Origin of the sequence: Streptosporangium sp. LJ11, from assembly GCF_051918945.1 — a bacterium.
Lineage (GTDB): Bacteria > Actinomycetota > Actinomycetes > Streptosporangiales > Streptosporangiaceae > Streptosporangium.
Genome location: NZ_JBPXMB010000010.1, coordinates 189652 through 209498 on the forward strand (window position 1 = coordinate 189652; position 19847 = coordinate 209498).

General features: G+C 71.4%; 19 protein-coding genes. 11 read left to right on the plus strand and 8 right to left on the minus strand.

Features of this window, described 5'->3' with window-relative positions:
• The first annotated feature begins 52 nt into the window (after positions 1 to 52).
• The 3 genes from ACTOQ3_RS17090 (at position 53) to ACTOQ3_RS17100 (ending at position 2425) form a co-directional block, all read left to right on the plus strand.
• On the plus strand, positions 53 to 1057 hold the full coding sequence (locus ACTOQ3_RS17090; RefSeq protein WP_440084369.1) for an ATP-binding cassette domain-containing protein: 1005 nt from the start codon (positions 53 to 55) through the stop codon (positions 1055 to 1057).
• Between the two features lie 151 nt (positions 1058 to 1208).
• Positions 1209 to 1997 carry an ABC transporter permease gene (locus ACTOQ3_RS17095; protein WP_440084439.1) on the plus strand — a complete coding sequence of 263 codons (789 nt, stop codon included), beginning with the start codon at positions 1209 to 1211 and terminating at the stop codon, positions 1995 to 1997.
• 155 nt (positions 1998 to 2152) lie between these two features.
• Positions 2153 to 2425, plus strand: coding sequence for a hypothetical protein (locus ACTOQ3_RS17100; protein WP_440065405.1), 273 nt, complete (start codon positions 2153 to 2155; stop codon positions 2423 to 2425).
• On the opposite strand, the gene ACTOQ3_RS17105 is transcribed toward ACTOQ3_RS17100, so the two are convergent.
• The gene (locus ACTOQ3_RS17105; RefSeq protein WP_440084370.1) at positions 2379 to 4190 is read right to left on the minus strand and encodes a phosphatidylglycerol lysyltransferase domain-containing protein; all 1812 of its coding nucleotides are present in this window, start codon (positions 4188 to 4190) and stop codon (positions 2379 to 2381) included. The genes ACTOQ3_RS17100 and ACTOQ3_RS17105 overlap by 47 nt on opposite strands.
• Positions 4191 to 4539: 349 nt before the next feature.
• On the opposite strand from ACTOQ3_RS17105, the gene ACTOQ3_RS17110 reads away from it, so the two are divergent.
• The gene (locus tag ACTOQ3_RS17110; RefSeq protein ID WP_440084371.1) at positions 4540 to 5517 is read left to right on the plus strand and encodes a hypothetical protein; all 978 of its coding nucleotides are present in this window, start codon (positions 4540 to 4542) and stop codon (positions 5515 to 5517) included.
• A 28-nt stretch (positions 5518 to 5545) separates the two neighbouring features.
• Here ACTOQ3_RS17110 and ACTOQ3_RS17115 read toward each other — a convergent pair whose 3' ends face one another.
• Entirely contained in the window at positions 5546 to 5866 is a 321-nt protein-coding gene (locus tag ACTOQ3_RS17115) for a GroES family chaperonin (protein ID WP_329092552.1), read from the minus strand.
• A 195-nt stretch (positions 5867 to 6061) separates the two neighbouring features.
• Between ACTOQ3_RS17115 and ACTOQ3_RS17120 the strand changes: the two genes are divergently transcribed.
• On the plus strand, positions 6062 to 7741 hold the full coding sequence (locus tag ACTOQ3_RS17120) for a DUF885 domain-containing protein (protein WP_440084372.1): 1680 nt from the start codon (positions 6062 to 6064) through the stop codon (positions 7739 to 7741).
• A 13-nt stretch (positions 7742 to 7754) separates the two neighbouring features.
• Here ACTOQ3_RS17120 and ACTOQ3_RS17125 read toward each other — a convergent pair whose 3' ends face one another.
• The 3 genes from ACTOQ3_RS17125 to ACTOQ3_RS17135 are packed head-to-tail and all read right to left on the minus strand — an operon-like array spanning position 7755 to position 10692.
• Positions 7755 to 8549, minus strand: a complete 795-nt coding sequence (locus ACTOQ3_RS17125) for an ABC transporter ATP-binding protein (RefSeq protein WP_440084373.1) — start codon at positions 8547 to 8549, stop codon at positions 7755 to 7757.
• Entirely contained in the window at positions 8546 to 9610 is a 1065-nt protein-coding gene (locus ACTOQ3_RS17130; RefSeq protein WP_440084374.1) for a FecCD family ABC transporter permease, read from the minus strand. Before ACTOQ3_RS17130 ends, ACTOQ3_RS17125 begins: the two co-directional genes overlap by 4 nt.
• Positions 9607 to 10692 (minus strand): FecCD family ABC transporter permease, encoded by a 1086-nt coding sequence (locus tag ACTOQ3_RS17135; protein ID WP_440084375.1) that lies wholly within the window; start codon positions 10690 to 10692, stop codon positions 9607 to 9609. Before ACTOQ3_RS17135 ends, ACTOQ3_RS17130 begins: the two co-directional genes overlap by 4 nt.
• An 86-nt stretch (positions 10693 to 10778) precedes the next feature.
• Between ACTOQ3_RS17135 and ACTOQ3_RS17140 the strand changes: the two genes are divergently transcribed.
• Positions 10779 to 11798, plus strand: coding sequence for an ABC transporter substrate-binding protein (locus ACTOQ3_RS17140; protein ID WP_440084376.1), 1020 nt, complete (start codon positions 10779 to 10781; stop codon positions 11796 to 11798).
• A 5-nt stretch (positions 11799 to 11803) separates the two neighbouring features.
• On the opposite strand, the gene ACTOQ3_RS17145 is transcribed toward ACTOQ3_RS17140, so the two are convergent.
• Together ACTOQ3_RS17145 and ACTOQ3_RS17150 are read right to left on the minus strand one after the other, a co-directional pair.
• Positions 11804 to 14200 carry a helicase-associated domain-containing protein gene (locus tag ACTOQ3_RS17145; protein WP_440084377.1) on the minus strand — a complete coding sequence of 799 codons (2397 nt, stop codon included), beginning with the start codon at positions 14198 to 14200 and terminating at the stop codon, positions 11804 to 11806.
• A gap of 397 nt (positions 14201 to 14597) precedes the next feature.
• Entirely contained in the window at positions 14598 to 15029 is a 432-nt protein-coding gene (locus tag ACTOQ3_RS17150) for an ATP-binding protein (protein ID WP_362836125.1), read from the minus strand.
• A gap of 316 nt (positions 15030 to 15345) precedes the next feature.
• Between ACTOQ3_RS17150 and ACTOQ3_RS17155 the strand changes: the two genes are divergently transcribed.
• From ACTOQ3_RS17155 to ACTOQ3_RS17165, 3 genes are all read left to right on the plus strand, one after another.
• On the plus strand, positions 15346 to 16206 hold the full coding sequence (locus ACTOQ3_RS17155) for a helix-turn-helix domain-containing protein (RefSeq protein WP_440084440.1): 861 nt from the start codon (positions 15346 to 15348) through the stop codon (positions 16204 to 16206).
• Positions 16207 to 16443 carry a DUF397 domain-containing protein gene (locus ACTOQ3_RS17160; RefSeq protein WP_344749145.1) on the plus strand — a complete coding sequence of 79 codons (237 nt, stop codon included), beginning with the start codon at positions 16207 to 16209 and terminating at the stop codon, positions 16441 to 16443.
• Between the two features lie 177 nt (positions 16444 to 16620).
• Entirely contained in the window at positions 16621 to 16824 is a 204-nt protein-coding gene (locus tag ACTOQ3_RS17165; protein WP_350970701.1) for a hypothetical protein, read from the plus strand.
• 136 nt (positions 16825 to 16960) lie between these two features.
• On the opposite strand, the gene ACTOQ3_RS17170 is transcribed toward ACTOQ3_RS17165, so the two are convergent.
• Entirely contained in the window at positions 16961 to 17542 is a 582-nt protein-coding gene (locus tag ACTOQ3_RS17170) for a histidine phosphatase family protein (protein ID WP_440084378.1), read from the minus strand.
• 157 nt (positions 17543 to 17699) lie between these two features.
• Between ACTOQ3_RS17170 and ACTOQ3_RS17175 the strand changes: the two genes are divergently transcribed.
• Both ACTOQ3_RS17175 and ACTOQ3_RS17180 read left to right on the plus strand, forming a co-directional pair.
• Complete coding sequence (locus tag ACTOQ3_RS17175; RefSeq protein WP_362676871.1) at positions 17700 to 18554, plus strand: Gfo/Idh/MocA family protein; 855 nt, start codon at positions 17700 to 17702, stop codon at positions 18552 to 18554.
• Positions 18555 to 18843: 289 nt separating this feature from the next.
• Positions 18844 to 19830, plus strand: a complete 987-nt coding sequence (locus tag ACTOQ3_RS17180) for an ABC transporter substrate-binding protein (RefSeq protein WP_440084379.1) — start codon at positions 18844 to 18846, stop codon at positions 19828 to 19830.
• Positions 19831 to 19847: the final 17 nt, after the last annotated feature.

A 19847-nucleotide genomic window follows, 5' to 3' on the forward strand; every position in this document is an offset into this window, starting at 1 on the left:
GGAGGCGCGACGGCGCCGGGCGGGAAGACAGGCGAAAGCAGGGGTGAAACGGGTGGCTGTGAGAGCGACGGAGTTCGCGATCGCCGCGCACGAGGTGCGCAAGAACTACGCCGGTGCCGTCGAGGGGACGGGTCTCAACGGGTTCGACCTGCGGGTGGCGGCCGGAACGGTCTGCGGCCTGCTCGGGCCCAACGGCGCGGGCAAGACGACGGCGATCCGGATCCTGTCCACGCTCCTGCGCCCCGACTCGGGCCGGGCGAGTGTCGCGGGGTTCGACGTCCGGACGCAGGCGCGGCAGGTACGCGAGCGGATCGGGCTGGTCGGCCAGTACGCCGCGGTCGACGAGGTCCTCAGCGGGCGGCAGAACCTGGTGATGTTCGGCAGGCTGAACCACTTCTCCGCCGCCAGGGCGCGCAGGCGGGCCGACGAGCTGCTGGAGCGCTTCTCGCTGGCCGGCACCGGGGGCAGGCCGGTCGGCAAGTACTCCGGCGGCATGCGCAGGCGGCTCGACCTGGCGGCGAGCCTCATCGTGGCGCCCCCGGTGCTCTTCGTGGACGAGCCCACGACCGGCCTCGACCCGGCCGCCCGCCAGGAGGTGTGGGCGGCCGTCCGCGACCTGGTCGGCTCCGGCACGACCGTGCTGCTCACCACCCAGTACCTGGAGGAGGCGGATCGGCTGGCCGACCGGATCACCATGCTGGGGGCGGGCCGGGTCGTCACCGAGGGCACCCCCGAGGAGCTGAAGGCCGCCATCGGCGGCGACTGGCTCGACCTCGTCCTCGCCGACCAGGCGGACGTGGCCGCGACGGAGGCGCTCGCGGCACGGGTCGCGTCCGGCGAGGTCCACGTGGACGCCGAGGCGCGCCGGGTCAGCGTCCCGGTCGCCGAGCGCACCCGGGCCCTCGTCACGATGGCCACCGCGCTCGGTGACGCCGGGATCGAACCGCTCGACGTCACGCTGCGCCGCCCCACGCTCGACGAGGTGTTCCTCCACCTGACGGGCGGCGGAGAAGGGGCCCGGCGGCTCCCGGCCACCCGTACGGAGGCGTCCGCTTGAGCGCCGCCCTCTTCCGCGCGGGCGCCCGCGCGGGCACGACGACCCCGATCCCCGGTACGGGAGGCATTCCCGTGAGCGCGACGACCCCGATCCCCGGTACGGAGGCATCCCCGTGAGCACGACGACCTCGACCCTGCCCGCCGGATCCCCGATGTCCCGGTTCGGCTGGGCGCTGGCCGACTCCTGGACCATCACCCTGCGCGACCTGAACCACTGGGTCCGCCGGCCGGGACCGGTCATCCTCGGATGGTTCTTCCCGATCATGATGGTGCTGATGTTCGGGGGGCTGTTCGGCGGCGCCATCGGCGTCCCCGGCGGAGACTACTTCGACTTCCTGATCCCCGGCATGTTCGCCATGACGATGCTCTTCGGCCTGGAGAGCACGATGATGGCGGTCACCACCGACGCGGCCAAGGGGGTGACCGACCGGTTCCGGTCGATGCCGATGAGCGCCTCCGCGGTCGTCATGGGCCGGGGGATCGCCGACATGCTCAACTCGGCCGTCGGGCTGACCGTGATGATCGTGACCGGGCTGCTGCTCGGGTGGCGCGCCGGAGGAGGACCGTCCGCGGCGCTGACCGCCGTGGGCCTGCTCCTGCTGTTGCGCTTCGCCCTGATCTGGGTGGGCATCTTCATCGGCCTCGTCGCGGGAGGGCCGGAGGTGGTGACGTCCGTGCAGATCCTGGTCTGGCCCGTCGGCTTCCTGTCCAGCGTGTTCGTCGACCCCAGCACCATGCCCGGCTGGCTCGGCGCGATCGCGGAGTGGAACCCGCTCTCGGCCACCGCCACGGCCGCCAGGCAGCTCTTCGACAACCCCGGCTGGGGCGGTGGGTCCTGGGTCACGCAGAACGCCACGCTCATGGCCGTGGTCTGGCCGCTGCTGCTGATCGCCGTCTTCCTGCCCCTGTCGACGCGTACGTTCCGCAGGCTCGGTGGCTGACGGGCGCCCTCGCCGGTCGCCTGTCCCGGCTGGAGCGTGTTTCCCGCTGGATCACAGGGTTCACACGTTCGCCGGCGCGGGAGGACGCCCGGTGTTTTACATCGTGGTGACGGGATCCGAGGCGGACCGTAACCGACGGTGGTGAGCCTGGACGCATGAGTGAGACGGAACGGGAACGATCCGCCTCGGGGTGGACGCTCAACAGGGAATTGCTCAACGTCGGCGCGATCATCGTCGCCGCCGGTATAGCCCATCTGGTCATGGGCCTGATAGGACACGAGAAGTACGGGCCGTTCATGCTTCTGCTGCTCGGCGGGGTGCTCGTCGTGACGGCGCTCGGTCACCGGTTCTACGAGCACCGGCGGCACCGCGTCACCATGATCATGGAATGCGTGAGGTGCGGAAGCATGCCGGGAGGAGGCTCCTGACGCGGCGCGAGACGGTCGCGGGAAGGCGGAGGGAGATGAAGGCCTCCGCCTGGAGTGCCGACATGCCGATTCGCGGAAGGTCCCGCGCCGCGGGATAGACCAGGAAGCGGGGCTTCCACAGCGGCTGGAACTTCGCGTTGAACCGGTACAGCGACTCGATCTGGAACCACCTGGACAGGAAGACCAGGACGCCGTACCAGAGGCGGAGGATCGGGCCGGCGCCCAGCCGCTCGCCCCTGGCGAGCGCGGCGCGGAACAAGGCGAAATTGAGCGAGACCGTGCTCACACCGAGGGCCGGGGCCGCCTGCAGGGCCTTGACGATCAGCAGGTCGTTGAGGCCCGGGTCGGCCGCGTGGTCGCGACGCATCAGGTCGAGGGACATGCCGTCCGTTCCCCAGGGGACGAAGTGCAGGATGGCGCGGATGTCCCCGCCCGGCCCGGTCCCGCCGTCCTCGCCACCCACCGCGCCCTCGGATGTCTCGGCCTCCGAGGTGCTCCCGGCGGGACCGTGCGCCGTGACGGCGACGCATCCGGCGTCGGCGGGGTCGCCGAAACGGCCGAGCGCCATGGAGAAGCCCCGCTCGGTGTCCGTGCCGCGCCAGGAGTCGGCGGCGTGCCGGATCCGGTCCTTCTCCGCCTCGGTGAGGTCCCCGACCCGCCGTACGAGACAGGTGTAGCCCGCGCGATCCACCCGGTTCACCATCTGCCGGACGTTGCGCATGCTTCTTCCCTCGAGGGTGAAGGCGGCGACGTCGATGACGGCCTCGTCGCCGATCTCCAGGGCGGACAGGCGGCCCTCCCTGGTCCACACCTCGCCGCCCGTCTCGCTGCAGCCGATCACGGCGGGCACCCAGGCGTGCCGCCCCGCCTCCTCCATGAACCGCCTGATCGCGCCCGGCCACGCCTCGACGTCCCCTATGGGGTCGCCGCTGGCGAGCATGACCCCCGAGACCACGCGGTAGGCGATCACCGCCTTGCCCGTCGGGGAGAACACCACGCTCTTGTCGCGGCGCAGCGCGAAGTAGCCGAGCGAGTCACGGGCGCCGTGCCGGGCGAGCAGCTCGCGGACCGCCTCCTCCTGCTCGGGGTCCAGTTCGGCGACGGGCCGCTCCGGACGCAGGACGAGGTAGAGGGTCGTCACCGCGGTGAGCGCGCCGAGACCGAGGAGGGAGTAGTAGACCAGGTCGGCGGTTCGCTCCAAGGAGTAGCTGACCGGGCCCTCCATCCCGACGAGGCCGAGCAGCACGTGCTGGAGCCGTTCTCCGGCACCGGGGTCGCCGACGATCATCAGGGGGTGGGCGTTGACCACGGCCCAGCCGATGACGACGTCCAGGACGCCCAGGACGAGGAGGTTCCACAGCGCCCGCCAGCGGGTCCGGGGATCGGAGAGGGCGTCGAACTCGTGCCGGTTGATCACAAGCAGGACGAAGACCAGCGTGCTGAGGATGGCGGTGAAGGGGCGGTGCGCGTGCAGGAGCTCCACCAGGACGCTCAGCGGCAGGAGCACCACCACCGCCCGCCAGGCCCGTTTCTTCCTGCGCCGCAGGCCGTGGGCGAGCATGACGGTCAGGACGCCCAGGACGAGCGAGACCGCCTGGGCGAGCGAGGTGAACGTCCCGGGCAGGAACCCGGCGATCTCGCCGACCCGGCTCCTCCTGAACGCGGGCAGCACGGCCCTGACGATGTCCAGGATGCCGATCGTCATCGCCGCGTAACCGGCCGCGGTGGACACCCGGGAACGGGGTGCCCCTGACCGATCCCTCATGGGAGGACATTAATCGGTGATAGGGGCCGTAACGTGACCACACGGCTCACCGAGGCTCAATCCACCCCGCCCGGTGCCGGTGACTTTGCCTTGCGCGCCGCGGACCCTCCGCGAAAACGGCGGGGGACGGGCTGGAGCCCGACGCCGTAAAATCGCCGTTCGTTTTCGGTCTGCCCGCCGCGTCGGCCCCGGCTCGAAGGGAACTCCGGGTTCCGCGTCCCGGTGTCGCCGTTCTCCCGTAACGCTCGTCTTCCGGTGTCCCCTCACCCCGGCCGGTCTCTCTCACACCTGTTCTAACCGATTCGTTCTAGATCAAGATCTTGAGGGCTTTCCGGCTTAGGATTCCGCCGTGCCTGTGACTCCTGGGATCTACCGGCTGTTCGGTTGCCTCGCCGTCCTGGCCTCGGTGATCGTGCCGGTTCCGGCCGCCGCGCACGCCGCCGAGCCGGCAGCCGTCGCGTTCGCCGCCGCGCCCGTCGACATCGTGCTGCCCGGCACCCGGGTCACCGTCCGGGAGGATTCCAAGGACGCGCTCAGGGTGACCTCTTACTCCTTCGGCAAGATGACCTACCTGCGCAGGGGGGCCGGGTTCACCCGGCAGACCGCCTACCAGGAGATCACGGTCGCGCCGAAGGGGAAGAAGGCCCTCGCGGTGCCCACCTCCTACCAGAGCGGCTACGACTCGGTCGTCCTGCTCGACCTGGCGACCTCCAAGGGCACCAGGATCCGTACGGTGAGGAAGCCGCTCGTCGCGCACTACGCTCACTGGAACCGCAACGGCGGCAAGGCGGTGCTGACCGTCGAGAGGAAGAGCGGATCCGCGTGGGTGACCTCCGGGTTCGTGATCGTCGACGCGGTCGCGAAGACCGCCAGGACGGTGACCGTGGCCGATGTCGACAAGGCCGCGAGGTTCCGGTGGAGCTCCGACGGCGTCGACGTCGTGGCCGAACACTCGGGTGGCACCCGCTTCTACGGGCAGGACGGCGCGATCCGCCGCACCCTGGCCAAGACCGGCAGGCCCGCCGGCGGGGAGGACGCCTTCACCCCCTCGGGGCGGGGCCTGATGACCTGGTGCCCGTCCAGCCACACCGAGCACGTCTGCGTCTGGGACCGCACCTCGGGCAAGCTCGCGGCCAAGGTGCCCGGCATCAAGCCGAAGGCCCTGTGGGGCTGGTGGGACGAGAAGCACTTCATCGCCGTCATCCCGGCCTCCGGCCACTACCAGGTGGTCCTGTCCACCCTCAAGGGCAAGACCACCCGGGTCCTGGCCGCCTTCTCCGCCGCCGACTGGTCCAACAAGCTCTATCTCGGCTACACCCGGAAATGACCCGCGCGGCCCACGGATCTCACCGGCCTCACAGATACAGGCCGGTGCCGTTGTCGGTCTGCGGGGTGGCGATGGCGTGCAGGTCACGCTCGCGCATGACCAGGTAGAGCTGGCCGTGGACCTCGACCTCGTACTGCTCCTCGGGGTTGAACAGGACCTTGTCGCCGACCTTGACCGCGCGGGCGTTCTGGCCCGCGCCGCAGACCTCACCCCAGACGAGGCGGTTGGCCATCTTCACCGTCGCCGGGATGACGATGCCCGCCGTGCTGCGCCGTTCCTCGGACTCCTGCTCGATCTTGACCATGACACGGTCGTGGAGCATCTGGATCTCGAACTTCGGGTCACCCACAGCATGAAGTTTATGGGAACCGCGGAGCCGAGCCCGCTCGTCCGCGGACTCGGATATGTCCGGGGGTACCGAGCGGGTCCGCGCGGGGGTCTTCGGCGGGACTCCAGGGGGGGTCCGGGCGGACCCGGGGACCGGGAGATCGGCGGGCGACAACACCGGTGATGGGGATTCGCCCGCCGAGTAGGATCCGGCGTTATGACGTCTCCCGAGCTCGTAAGCGGATTCCTCGACTGGTATCTGGCGGCGAATCCCGCCTACGCCAACCTCGCGGGCGCACAGGGGTACGACAGGACTCTCGGCGACTTCACCGAGTCCGGCATCCTCGCCAGGGAGCGGGAGGCGCGCCGCTGGCTGGAGCGGCTCCAGGAGGTTCGGGCGCCCGGGAGACCCGGGGGCACCGAGAGTCCCGAGAGTCCCGAGAGCGCCGGGGCCCCCGGAGGTTCCGAGGAGTCCGAGAGCTTCGAGGACGAGATCGACCGGGAGCTGGTCATCTCCACGCTGCGCGGCGGGCTCGCGTACGAGGCGTGGCCCGTCTGGCGGCGTGACCCGGCCGCCTACGTGGGGCCGATCTTCTCCTCGATGTTCGGGCCGTTCCTGCAGCGGCTGTCCACCGAGGTCGAGCTGGTGGACGCGGCCGTCGCGCGGCTGGCCGAGGTACCGGACGTCATCGCCGCCTGCCGGGCCAACCTCGATCCCGCCCTGGCGGCCCCGCTCCTGGTCGCGCGAGGGCTGGGCCAGTCGCGGACCGCCCGGCGCTTCCTCACCGAGACGGTCCCCGGCCAGGTCGCCGACGAGGCCCTGCGCGCCCGGCTGGCCGCAGCGGCCGAGCCCGCGGCGGCGGCCTTCGACGAGCTGGTGGGATTCCTCGAGGGGTTCCGGGCGACCGGCACCTGGCGGATGGGGGAGGAGCTCTACTCCACCCTGCTGCGCGAGAGGGAGATGCTCGGCTACGGTGCCGACGAGCTGCTCAAGCGGGGGCAGGCCGCCTACGACGAGCTGGACGCGCGGATGCGCGAGGTCGCCGCCAGGCTGGACGGCGGCTCCGGCGACTGGCACGCGGCCGTCACCGAGCTCCAGGACGACCACGCGCCGACGCTGGAGGACATGCGGGCCGAGTACGAGGCCGAGACGGAGCGGGCCAGGAGGTTCGTCCGCGAGCGCGACCTGGTGACCTTCGCGCGGGGAGAGGAGTGCCGGGTCGTCCCGTCGCCGGAGTTCCAGCGGCCCATCGTCGCCGTCGCCTCCTACATGTCGCCCCCGCCCCTGTCGACCTCCAGGATCGGGCACTTCTTCGTCCCGTTCACCCCGTCCTCGTTCACCGGGGAGCAGGTCCGCCAGCGGCTGCGTACCAACGCCAGGGCGCAGATGCCCTCCATCGCCGTCCACGAGGCCTACCCCGGCCACCACTGGCACCTGTCGTGGATGGCGGACAACCCCCGGCCCGCCCGCAAGCTGTTCCGCACCCCGTACCTCACCGAGGGCTGGGGCCTGTACGTCGAGAAGCTCATGCACGAGCAGGGCTACTTCACCACCCCGGCCCAGGAGCTCGCCCACCTCGACTTCCGGCTCTTCCGGGCGGCCCGCATCGTCGTCGACACCTCGCTGCACTGCGGCGACATGACGATCGAGCAGGCCGAGGAGTACATGACCACGAAATCGTCGCTCACCCCCGGCACGGCCAGGGGCGAGGTCGACCGCTACTGCGCGTGGCCCACCCAGGCGCCCTCCTACCTGACCGGGGCTCTGGAGATCGACCGCATCCGCGACGACTACCTGGCCGCGGGCCGCGGCGACCTGCGGGCCTTCCACGACACGCTGGCCGGCTCCGGCGGGCTCCCCCTGGGACTGGCCCGCCGGGTCGCGCTGGAGGGCTGACCCGCGGTCGCGCCTACGTATGGACGGGGGTGCGGCGGCGGGTCTCGGGGACGATCAGCGGGGTGCCGCTCTGCGGGTCATCGATGATCTCGCAGCGCAGCTCGAAGACCTCCTCCACCAGCGCGGCCGTGATGATCGAGGCGGGATCGCCCTCGGCGACGATCCGGCCGTCGCGCATCACGATCAGGTGGGTGGCGTAGCGGCAGGCCTGGTTCAGGTCGTGCAGCACGGCGACCAGGGTCCTGCCCCGCTCGTGCAGGTCGGCGCAGAGGTCGAGCACCTCGATCTGGTGGGCGATGTCCAGGAAGGTCGTCGGCTCGTCGAGCAGCAGGATCGGGGTCTCCTGGGCCAGCGCCATGGCCAGCCAGACACGCTGGCGCTGGCCGCCGGAGAGCTCGTCCACGCAGCGGTCCGCCAGATCGGTCACGTCGGTCGACCTCATGGCCGCCGCCACCGCGACCTCGTCCTCGCGGGACCACTGCCGCATCAGCCGCTGGTGCGGGTAGCGGCCCCGGCCCACCAGGTCGGCGACCGTGATGCCGTCGGGCACGATCGAGCTCTGCGGCAGCAGGCCCAGCCTGCGCGCCACCTCCTTGGACGGCAGTGAGGTGATCACGGCGTCGTCCAGGTGGACGGCCCCCGTGCGGGGTTTGAGCATGCGGGCCAGGGCGCGCAGCATGGTGGACTTGCCGCAGGCGTTGGGGCCGATGATCACGGTGAACGATCCGTCGGGGATCGTGACGTTCAGGTCGCTCGCCACCACGCGCTTGTCGTAGGAGAGCGTCAGTCCGGTGCCGTAGAGTCTCAACGTCGTTCCCTTCGCAGTAGAAACACCAGGTATATGCCGCCGATCGCGGCGGTCATGATTCCCACCGGCAGTTGCACCGGCGCGAAGACACGCTGGGCGGCCAGGTCGGCGCCCACCAGTAATGTGGCGCCCGTCAGCGCCGAGGTGACCAGGGTGACGCCGGGGGAGCGGGCGATCCGGCGGGCCAGCTGGGGCGCGGCCATCGCCACGAAGATCACGGGTCCGGCGGCGGCGGTGGCGACTCCGCACAGCAGCACGCCGACGACGATGGCCATCGCGCGCACCGGTTCGACGCGGATGCCCGCGGCCTTGGCCGCGTCGTCGCCCATCTCCATCATCCGCAGCGGGCGCGACAGCCAGGCGCAGACGGGCAGGAGCAGGACCAGCGCGTACGCGACCGGGATCGCGTGCTCCCAGCCGCGCCCGCTGAGGCTGCCGGTGATCCACGCCCCGGCGGTGGCGGCGTCGTTGATGTTGGCGCGGGTCAGCATGTACCAGTCGGCGGAGACCAGCAGCGCGCTGATCCCGATGCCGACCAGGATCAGCCGGTAGCCCTGCACCCCGCGCCGGAAGGCCAGGGCGTACACCACCAGCGCGGAGGCGACGCACCCGGCGAGCGAGGCTCCGGCGATCTGCCAGGCGGTGCCGCCCAGCACGACGGCGGCGATGCCCCCGGTGGAGGCCCCGGCGGTGAAGCCGATGAAGTCGGGGCTGCCGAGCGGGTTGCGGGTCAGGCTCTGGAAGATGGCCCCGCTCAGCCCGAACGCGGCGCCGACCAGCAGTCCGGTCACGACACGCGGCGCTCGCAGGCGGCCCACGATGAGCTCGGCGGCCGGAGGCCCCTGGCCGAACAGCGCGGCCACGATGTCGGGGATGGGAACGGTGAACTCGCCGACGGACAGCGCGACCAGGCTGACGAGCACTCCCAGGGCGGTGACGGCGGTCCCGGCGGCGAGGCCGCGCGGCGAGAGCCGCAGCGACCAGGAACCCAGGCGCAGCGCGGTGGGAAGGGCCTTGGGAGCGGCCTTCGGGGCGGTCGCCGGTGACGGGATGGTTCTCATAGGGCGGCGAGCCTCCGGCGGCGGGCGAGCAGGATGAACACCGGGGCGCCGACGACGGCGCACATGATGCCCACCTGCACCTCGGCGGGGGCGGCGATCACCCGGCCGAGGATGTCCGAGCCGAGCAGCACCACGGGGGCGAGCACGACGGTGTAGGGCAGGACCCAGCGCTGGTCGGGCCCCGTGAAGGCACGAACCGCGTGCGGCACGGCCAGCCCCATGAACCACAGGGGCCCGGCGGCGGCGGTGGCGGCCCCGCACAGCAGGGTGACGGCGATCGCGGTCAGCCCGCGCGTGCGGGCCACGCTCACGCCGAGCGCGCGCCCCGCCTCGTCGCCGAGCGCGAGGGCGTTGAGCGGCTTGGCGAGCAGCAGCCCGAGCACCAGCCCAGCCGCGAGGAACGGGGCGAGCCGTACCGCGACGTCGGCGCCGATCCCGGCGAGCGAGCCGGTGAGCCAGAACCGCATCCGGTCGAAGGTCGCGTTGTCGGTCCGCAGGATCGCCGAGGCCGCGGCGTTGAAGACCATGCCCAGCGCGACGCCGGCGAGCGTGAGCCGCACCGGCCCGCCGCCCGACCGCCCGGCGGAGCCGAGCGCGTAGGCCAGCGCGGCGGCGGCGGCCGCACCGGCGAACGCGAACCAGACGTAGAGGGAGGGGTCACCCACCCCGAGCAGCCCGATCGCGACCGTCACGCCGAACATGGCGCCCTGGTTGACGCCCAGCAGCCCGGGGTCGGCGAGCGGGTTGCGGGTGAGGCTCTGCATCAGCGCGCCGGCCAGTCCGAGCGCCGCGCCCACGCCGATGCCGATCAGGGTCCGCGGTACGCGCAGGTCCCTGATGACCGTGTGGTCCGCGGACCCGTCGGGCGCGAGCAGCGCGTCCAGCACCGTGGACAGCGGGACCGAGCGGGAGCCCACCGCGACGCTGACCATCGCCAGCAGCACCAGCGCGGCCAGCCCGGCCGCCAGCCCGGCCGCCAGCGCCACCGAGCGGCGTCTCGTCCCTCCCGCTCGCTCCGGACGCGTCACGTCCGGTTTCGCGACCGTGTCGGACGCGGCCGTGGCCACAGCGGCCCTGCTCACCGGGTACCCCTCTTCGTCGGTAATGATTAGGCAAGGCTAATCTAACGCATGAGTCATTTAGGTAAGCCTATCCTTTGGAGTCGGAAATGTCCCTACCTGTCCTGCCGCGGCGGGGATTCATGGCCGCGGGCCTCGGCCTCGTGTTCGTCCTGGCCGCGTGCGGCAGCGGTGCGGAGACGGCCGCGGCGCCGGGCGGCTCCCCGGCCGCCGCCTCCCCCGCGGCGGGCCCGTGGACTTTCACCGACGACCGTGGAAAGAAGATCGACACGCCCAGGCGCCCGGCCCGGGTCGTCGCCCAGGTCGGCGCCGCCGCGGCCCTCTGGGACTTCGGGATCCGCCCCGTCGCCGTCTTCGGGCCGCACAAGCTCAAGGACGGCACGAAGGACCCCCAGGTCGGCGACGTCGACATCACCAAGGTCGAGTCCATCGGCAACGCGTGGGACGAGTTCAACGTCGAGAAGTACATCTCGCTCCAGCCGGACCTGCTGGTCAGCGGCATGTACACCAAGGACGTCCTCTGGTACGTGCCGCAGAAGTCCACCTCCACCATCGAGCAGGTCGCGCCCACCCTCGGCGTCAGCCTGATCGGGGTGTCGGTGCCCAAGCTCATCGAGAGGTACGGGCAGGTCGCGGCCGCTCTCGGCGCCGACCTCGACGCCCCCGAGGTGACCGCGGCCAAGGCCAGGTTCGACGCCGCCTCCGCCGCGCTCGCCACCCCCGAGGCCAAGGGCCTGAAGATCCTGGTCATGGCGGGCGGGCCGGAGGCGATGTGGGTGGCCAACCCCGACGACCACGCGGACGTGCGCTACTTCAAGGAACTCGGCCTGGACCCGGTGGTGCCGGAGAAGGTCGACGACGGTGGCTTCTGGCAGACCCTGAGCTGGGAGAACGCGGACACCTACGACGCGGACGTGATCCTGGTGGACGCCCGCACCCAGTCGATGCGGCCCGAGGAGATGAAGAAGAAGCCGACCTTCGCCGCGCTGCCCGCGGTCAAGGCGGGGCAGGTCTACCAGTGGCACGCCGAGGAGCGCTACAGCTACCAGGGCTACGCCGACGTGCTGGAGCAGCTCCACGCCGACCTCGCCAAGGCCAAGAAGCTCTAGCCGGATCAGGCGTAGGTGCCGCGGACCTCGACGATGTCGGCCAGCGGGAACTCCAGGTAGTCGCCCGCCTCCTCGCACCACGCGTCGAGCACGCCGCTGCGCAGCTCGCCGTGGCTGATGGTGGCGGTCAGACCGTCGGTCAGCGTGATCGCCGCCCGTACGCCGCGGTCGACGACGAAGCCGAGCAGCGACTGCTGGGCGGTCGGCAGTCGGGAGGCCATCCGGCCGATGACCGCCCACGTCCTGCCGGCGGACTGGGAGGCCTCGCCCTCGGCGACGAGCAGGCGCTGGGCGTGCTCGTGCGGGTCGGGAGGTGGTTCCACCAGCGGGTACGAAGGCTGCTCGAACTCGGCCACCCGGCCCCCGGGAAGCAGGATCAGCCGCCCGTTCTGCGGTTCCTCGACGCGGGCCCTGCGGATGGTGATCTCACCGGTGTCCTCGATCGGCACCGGCGCGTAGCCGTTCTCCCGCAGCGCCGCCAGGGTCTTGTCGGCGGGCACCGAGCTGGCCAGCACGGTCGGGGCGAGCAGCCGCAGGCCCAGCCTGCCCAGCCGCCGGTGCCCGGCGATCTCGGCGAGCAGTGCCGGGTCGGAGGCCTGCACGATGCAGGCGACCGTGGTCACCGTGACCTCGCCGTGCCGCCTGGCCACGTCGTGTATCAGGTAGTCGAGGGGCTGCGGCACCGTGCCCACCTCCGCGAGGTCGGCCAGCAGGCCCTCGGCGGTGTAGCCGGAGTCCATGGCCCGGCGCACGCTGGCCGGGGTGAACCGCCACACCGAGGCCGCGCCCCGTGACTCGCGTTCCGCGGCCCGGTCGAGCAGCTCGGCGAGCTCCCCGGCGGGCGGGCCGGTCACCACGGCGGTGAGGTCGGCACCGAAGAGCGCGCTCCGCCGCACGCTGGCCAGCGCCCTGGTGGAGCACTCGACCAGCACGGGGTCGTTCTCCACGATGGGCGACGAGTCGTCGATCTCGTCGCCCGGGAAGGCGTCCAGTCCGGCCATCGCCCGGCCGAGGTCGGTGATCGTGTCGAGGGCGACCAGCCCGAGCATGCGGGCCTCCTCCAGTACCGCGGGGGCGCACTCGGCCAGCAGCGACTGGTCCAGCAGCGGGGCGTGCCAGTGCGCGGACCTGACCAGCCCCGCCCGGTCGGTGCACGCCGTGCTGGCGGGCAGCCGGGCCAGCACGCCGAGCAGCGCCCGCCGGGCGCGGGCGACCATGGCTCCGGCCGGATCGTCGCCGAGCACCGTGCCGTACTTGCCGTCGACCTTCCGCAGCGACGAGCGCTCCATCCGCCACCACGCCGACAGCAGCACCCTGAGCCTGGCGGCGGCGTCGTCCAGCCGCCAGCGGTCGAACTTCTCGGTGGGCACCAGCCCGCCGGCGGACTCGTCCCAGGCCAGCAGCCGGGCCACCGCGCAGACCTCGAGCAGCAGCCGGGTCTCGTCCTCGTCGCAGCCGGTGTCCTTGGCCACCCGCCGGACCTCGCGCACCCCGACCCCGCCCGCCTTGAGCAGCGGCAGCGGGAACTTCGCGGTGTTCTCCAGCATGGCGGCGCAGCGCTCCACCACGTGCGGGGCGGCCAGCGTCATCAGGTGGTCGACGGCCTCGGGGTCGACGGGCATGGTGGCGAGGTCGGGCGGGACGGGGGTGAAGGACGGGTGGTAGTCGGGGCCGCGCAGCGCGAGCGCCACCTCGCGGGGCATCTCGGCCACGTTCCAGCTGGGACGGAAGAGCAGCCCGTGGTCGGCCGCCCACTTCTCGGGGGCGCCGGGCACCACGAACCTGCCGCCGTCGACGTCGCGGACCGGGCCGTCCCAGGCGAACTCGTCCAGCAGCCGCCGCGCGCCCTCCGGGGCCCTCTCCAGCAGCGCGGTCACCCGCGCCGGGTCGGAGAGGATCTCGGTGACCCTGGTGACCGTGCGCCGCTTGGGGCCGTGCGGAAGGCCGAGTGTCCTGGCCAGCCCGCGCAGCGCGTCGGCGCTGACCGTCCAGGAGTTCAGATAGTGGGGGAGCGGCTCACCGAGCCCGCAGGGCGCCGCCCACCACCGGGCGACCCCCTCCGCCACCCGGATGCGGCCCTCGCCGTCCGGCCACGCCAGCGCGTGGTCGAACAGCAGGTCGAGCCAGGGCGACACCTCGGCCTCGGGCACGCCCATGAACCGGGCGACCGTCTCCGGCCCGGCCTGCTCGCCGAGGGCGAGTGACGCCTGCGCCACCTCCAGCGAGGGCAGCGGCAACCCGCGCATGACCTCCATCACCGCGAACCCGTTGCCCAGCCGCTGCGCCAGGGTGTCCAGGCGGCGCGGCCACGGTGGGGCGATGGCGTCCAGCCGGTTGGCCAGAACTCGGGCGAGCCGTTCTTCGTCGAGGGTTTTCAACCAGCCGAGCAGGTGATCGTCCATCTCGCAGCTCTCTCAGGAATCTCGCGCGGGGACTCTCCGTGAGCCATAAACATCCACGGTAATGCAGAGGGCATCTCTGACGGCATCTACCGCGCAGAATGCGATGCGTTATAGAGCTCTACGTCCGGTTCTGATCGGTCCCGGGGCCGCGAGGCGGGAGGGATGGCGGCCCCGGGACCGATCGGCGCCTCTGAAGGGGAAGGGGCGGCGCCGTCCGGAAGGGGTTCGGTGGAGGTCCTGGAAAAGCGGGAGAGGTCGCCGGGCCCTGGGAAGACCCGGGGACCCGGGGGTACGGGCGGGCCGGAGGGCGTTCCGCGGGCCGGCCGGGGGAAGGGGGCCGGTTCGGCGGATCGCCCGGGGAGGGGACCGCGGGCGGTGAGGGAACTACGGACGGGGACTACGGGCGGTCGAGGGGGCCGGGCTCCTCGGGAAGGCCCGTTCTGAGGACGGCCCACACGATCTTGCCGTACGGGGCCAGCGGTGCCCAGCCCCAGCGGAGGCTCAGCGACTCGACGATGTGCAGCCCGAGACCGCCGATGTCGAGGGGGGAGGGGTCGCGGAGCGCGGGGAAGCCGGCTCCCGGGTCGTTGAGCGTGCAGGCGACCAGCCCGCCGCGCCGGAGCAGGGAGAGTCGGATCGGCTCCCTGGCGCGTGACTCGGCCAGTCTCAGGCCGTGTCTGAAGGCGTTGGTGGCGAGCTCCGAGACCACCAGCTCCATGTTCTCGCTCAGCTCACCGAGGCTCCATCCGGTGAGGGTGCCCGTCGCGAAGCTGCGGGCGGAGTGGACGGACTCGGCGTGGGGCGGGAGCACGAAGGTGGCGCTGGCCATGGCTGCCGGGGATCCGGAGAGGAGATCGCGCGCGGAATCGGGCCACCAGCCGGCGGGGGGCCACCAGTCGAGCGCCGTCCATGACGTTGACGCTCGGGGGGGCGCGGTTTGGGCGGACTGCACAGCCGTCATCATGCTGCAAACTCCCGTGCAGGTGCAAGAGCGAATGCACGTGCATAAGGTCTGTGCAACCGCTACCGTTACCCATGATTAGGTGATTACGGACGAAAGGGGATCTTGGTCGTGGCCGAGGATTCTTAGGTCACGAAGTGACAGACTGTCGATCAGGAAAGCGAGCGAGGAGCACTACGTGTCCATGGATCCGCCCGGTACCGGTTCCACTGTCCGGCGCATCATGCTCGGAGCGAGCCTGCGCCGGCTGCGTGAGGAGAAGGGACTCTCCCGTGAGGCCGCGGGATTTCACATCCGCGCCTCCGAGTCCAAGATCAGCCGCATGGAACTCGGCCGCGTCGGTTTCAAGACACGTGACGTGGAAGACCTGCTCACCCTGTACGGCGTGCTCGACGACGCAGAACGGCGCGGCCTGCTGGAGATGGTCCGCGAGGCGAACACCCCGGGCTGGTGGCACAAGTACGGCGACCTGTTGCCGCACTGGTTCACCACCTACGTGGGGCTGGAGGAGGCGACGAACATGATCCGCACCTACGAGGTGCAGTTCATTCCCGGCCTGCTGCAGACGTCCGCCTACGCGCACACCGTGATCCGGCTGGGCTACCCGGACGTGCCGGAGGCGGAGATCGAGCGTCGTGTGCATATGCGCATGCAGCGGCAGGATCGCCTGACGAAGAAAGACGGCCCCCGGTTGTGGGCGGTTATCGACGAGGCGGCCCTGAGGCGTCCCATCGGAGGCAAGGAGATCATGCGTGAACAACTCCAGCACCTGCTGGAAGTGTCCTCGCTCCCCAACATCACCCTTCAGGTGATGCCCTTCCGATTCGGCATGCACGCGGCCGAGGGTGGTGCGTTCAGCATCTTGCGGTTTCCCGAGTCCGACCTGTCGGACGTCGTCTATGTCGAGCAGCTCTGGGGTGCCCTCTACCTGGATAAACGTGAGGATATCGATCCATATCTCACGGCCATGGAGCAGTTGTGCGTGGAAAGCACCACGCCCGGGGGCACCGCCGAGATCCTCGGCGACCTTCTCAGAGAGATGTAAATGAAGCAGACCTACAACGGCATGCCCGCCACTGACCTTGCCGGGGCCAGCTGGCGCAAGAGCCGCTACAGCAACTCGACGGGTAACTGCGTCGAACTGGCCGAACTGTCGGATGGCAGCATCGCGGTCCGTAATTCGCGTTTCCCCGAGGGGCCTGCCCTGATCTACACGCGAGATGAGATTCGCGCCCTGGTGCTCGGGGTGAAGGATGGGGAGTTCGACGGTTTAACGGTGTAACACCGTTTTTACATCAGGGCCGCCAGGTTAACCGTGGCGCGCCTGTGACGTAACCGGGGGAGTGGATCGGCACGGAAGAGTTTGAGATCACAGTGATTGGGGGCTCAAACCGTGCTCGACCAGATGACCTTGTATCCGGTTGCCGACGACGTGTTGTTCGCACCAGGCGGGCGCGTCGTGATCCGCACTTACGGCGTCGCCTCGGCGGCGACCGGGGAGGGTACGCCCACTCCGGTGTCCTACCGCACATGGGTCACCGGAGTGCGCGACCAGCCGCGTTACTGGCGTTGGGGTCACTTCGAGGACGCCTGCCACGGGCATCGCAAGGTCCTCGAATGGCTGACCGGCCGGGGCCCCCAGCCCGTCGAGCTCGCCGCCTGAACGAGATCTTCCCTCCGTACGGCGTGATCGCGCCCGGCCGGGACGCGAGGGCCGGGAGGCTTCCCACGGGCCCGGGGCGCGGGGCTCTCCTCTCGGCGCCCTGCCCGGCTCCGGTCGTTCCCCGGCCCCTCCTGGGTCAGACGGGGGCGTTCCAGGCGAGGACCACCGGCTCGCCGTGCTCGAAGCCGAGCCGGGAGTAGGTCCCCGTGTCCAGACGGAAGAGACGCCCGTCCCGCGGGGGCAGTCCGAGCCAGCGGGCGCACAGCACCCGCAGGTAGTGCCCGTGGGCGACCACGACCACGTCCCCCTCCACCGCCCTGGCGCGGGCGATCACCCGGTCGGCGCGGGCGCCGACCTGCTCCGCGCTCTCGCCGGGATGGCCGGAGTCGCCGGGGACGACACCGTCGCGCCACAGGTACCAGCCGGGACGGCTCTCGCGGATCGTGGCGGTGGTGACGCCCTCGTAGCCGCCGTAGTCCCATTCCCACAGGTCGGGCTCGGTCTCGGGGTTGCCGATCCCGGCCAGTTCGGCGGTGTCCCTCGCGCGCCTGGCCGGGCTCACCAGGGCCAGGTCGAACGTCCGGCCCGCGATCAGCGGGGCCAGCGCCCGCGCCTGGTCCTCGCCCTTGGCGGTCAGCGGCAGGTCGGTGAGCCCGGTGTGCCGGCCGTCCCGGCTCCACTCGGTCTCGCCGTGCCGCAACAGAGTCATCTGGTTCATCGTGGTTCCCATCATGCCGGTACGAATGGCTCGCCGGTGACCCGCCGGTGGCATATCGGTGGCCTGGCGGTGGCGTGTCGGTGGCGCGCCGGCGGCTGGGTGCGGAACACCCTCCGGGGCACACGATCACGGTGGGAGAGCGTGCGAAACTGGATCGGTGACGTTATCTGTGGGTCTGGTAGGCGCCGGACCGTGGGCCGAGATGGTGCACGCGCCGATGCTGGCGGCTGGTCCGAACACGCGTCTGGCGGGCGTGTGGGCCCGTCGTCCCGAGGCCGCGGCCAGGTTCGGCGCCCCGGTCTTCGAGCGGATCGAGGAACTCTTCGACAACTGCGAGGCGGTCGCGTTCTCGGTGCCGCCCGCGGTCCAGGCCGAGCTGGGGGTGCGTGCCGCCAAGGCGGGCAAGGCGCTGCTGCTGGAGAAGCCGCTCGCCGCCGACCTGGACGGAGCCCGGCGGCTGGCCGAGGCGGTCGCCGAGGCGGGCGTGGCCTCGCAGATGGTCCTCACCTGGCGTTACTCGCCCGCCACCCGTGCCTTCCTGGCCAGGGTCTCGGCCATCGAGCCGTTCGGCGGGAGGGCGGCCAACATCTCAGGGGCGATGCTCGGCGGAGCCTTCGCCACCTCCTGGCGGCTGGAGCGCGGCGCGATCCTCGACGTCGGCCCGCACATGATCGACATGCTGGACGTGGCGCTCGGCAGGGTCGTCGGGGTCCGGGCGCACGGCAACCCGCTGGGCTGGGTCGGCCTGCTGCTGGAGCACGAGACCGGCGCGGTCAGCGAGGCGTCGCTGTGCATGAGCGTGCCGGGGGAGAACCCGCCCTCCGACGTCGAGATCTACGGGCGTCTCGGCAGGGAGTCCCTGGACGGCACCCGGCTGGGCTCCGACGTCTTCTCCCTCATGCTCGCCGAGTTCGCGCTGACCGTACGGCGCGGTGGCGGCCATCCGCTGGACGCCGCGCACGGCCTGCGCCTGCAGGAGATCATCGCCGCCGCCGAGGAACAGCTCGGCTGAGGAGCGGCTCGGTTGAGGAGCGGCTCGGGCCGAGGACGGTTCGCCGCAGGACCCGGGCCGAGAACCCCCTGACCCCGGGGACCCTGGGGGGACCTCCGAGGGGATTGATACCGTTCGTCTGACGCGCAGCGTGAGCGAAGTCCGGTGTGAGCCCGGCGCTGTCCCGCAACTGTCATGGCCCCTCGGGGGTCGAGCCAGGTCGCCTCCGCCGCGTCGACGACGACCCTCGTGGAAAAGGGTGACCCGTCTCCTTTGGGTCCCTCGGTTCCGGCAACTGAAAGGACCTCGTGTGAGGCCCGTACGCAGCGCCCTCGCTGCCCTTACTGCCCCCGCTGCCCCCGCCGCCCTCGCCGGTGCCCTGCTCGCCGCGCTGACCCTCGCCGGATGCGGCCAGAGCACCTCCGCCTCGCCCCCCGCCACCTCCGCGAGCGCGGCGGCCACCCCCTCGGCGGCGGGATTCCCCGTCACCGTCGAGGCGGGTAACGGCCCCGTCGCCGTCGCCAGGAGGCCGGAGCGGATCGTCTCGCTCTCGCCCACCGCCACCGAGAGCCTGTTCGCGATCGGCGCCGGACCGCAGGTCGTGGCGGTGGACGACCAGTCCAACCATCCCGCGGAGGCGCCGAAGAGCGACCTGTCCGGTTTCAAGCCGAACGTGGAGGCGATCATCGCCAGGAAGCCCGACCTGGTCGTGGTCGCCAACGACGCCGACAGCGTCGTGGCCGCGCTGGGCAAGGTCGGCGTCCCCGTGCTGCTGGAGCCCACCGCCACCAAGCTCGACGAGGCCTACGACCAGATCACCGACCTCGGCGCCGCCACCGGCAACGGCGACAGGGCCGCGGAGCTCGTCGCCGGGATGAGGAAACAGCTCGACGAGATCACCGCCGCCGCGCCGAAGGACGCGAAGCTCACCTACTATCACGAGCTGGACACCACTCCCTATTCGGCCACCTCCACCACCTTCATCGGACAGATCTACGGGCTGTTCGGCATGACCAACATCGCCGACGAGGCTCCCGACGCGGCCGGCGGCTACCCCAAGCTCTCCGCCGAGTTCGTCGCCAAGGCCGACCCCGACCTCGTCTTCCTGGCCGACACCAAGTGCTGCGGCCAGTCCAGGGACACCCTCGCCAAGCGTCCCGGCTGGTCCAAGCTCTCCGCCGTCAAGAACGACCGGGTCGTCCTCCTCGACGACGACGTCGCCTCCCGCTGGGGGCCGCGCGTCATCGACCTCGCCAGGCAGATCGGCGACTCCGTCCAGAAGGTGGCGGCAGGCTGACCGGCGTCAAGAAGACA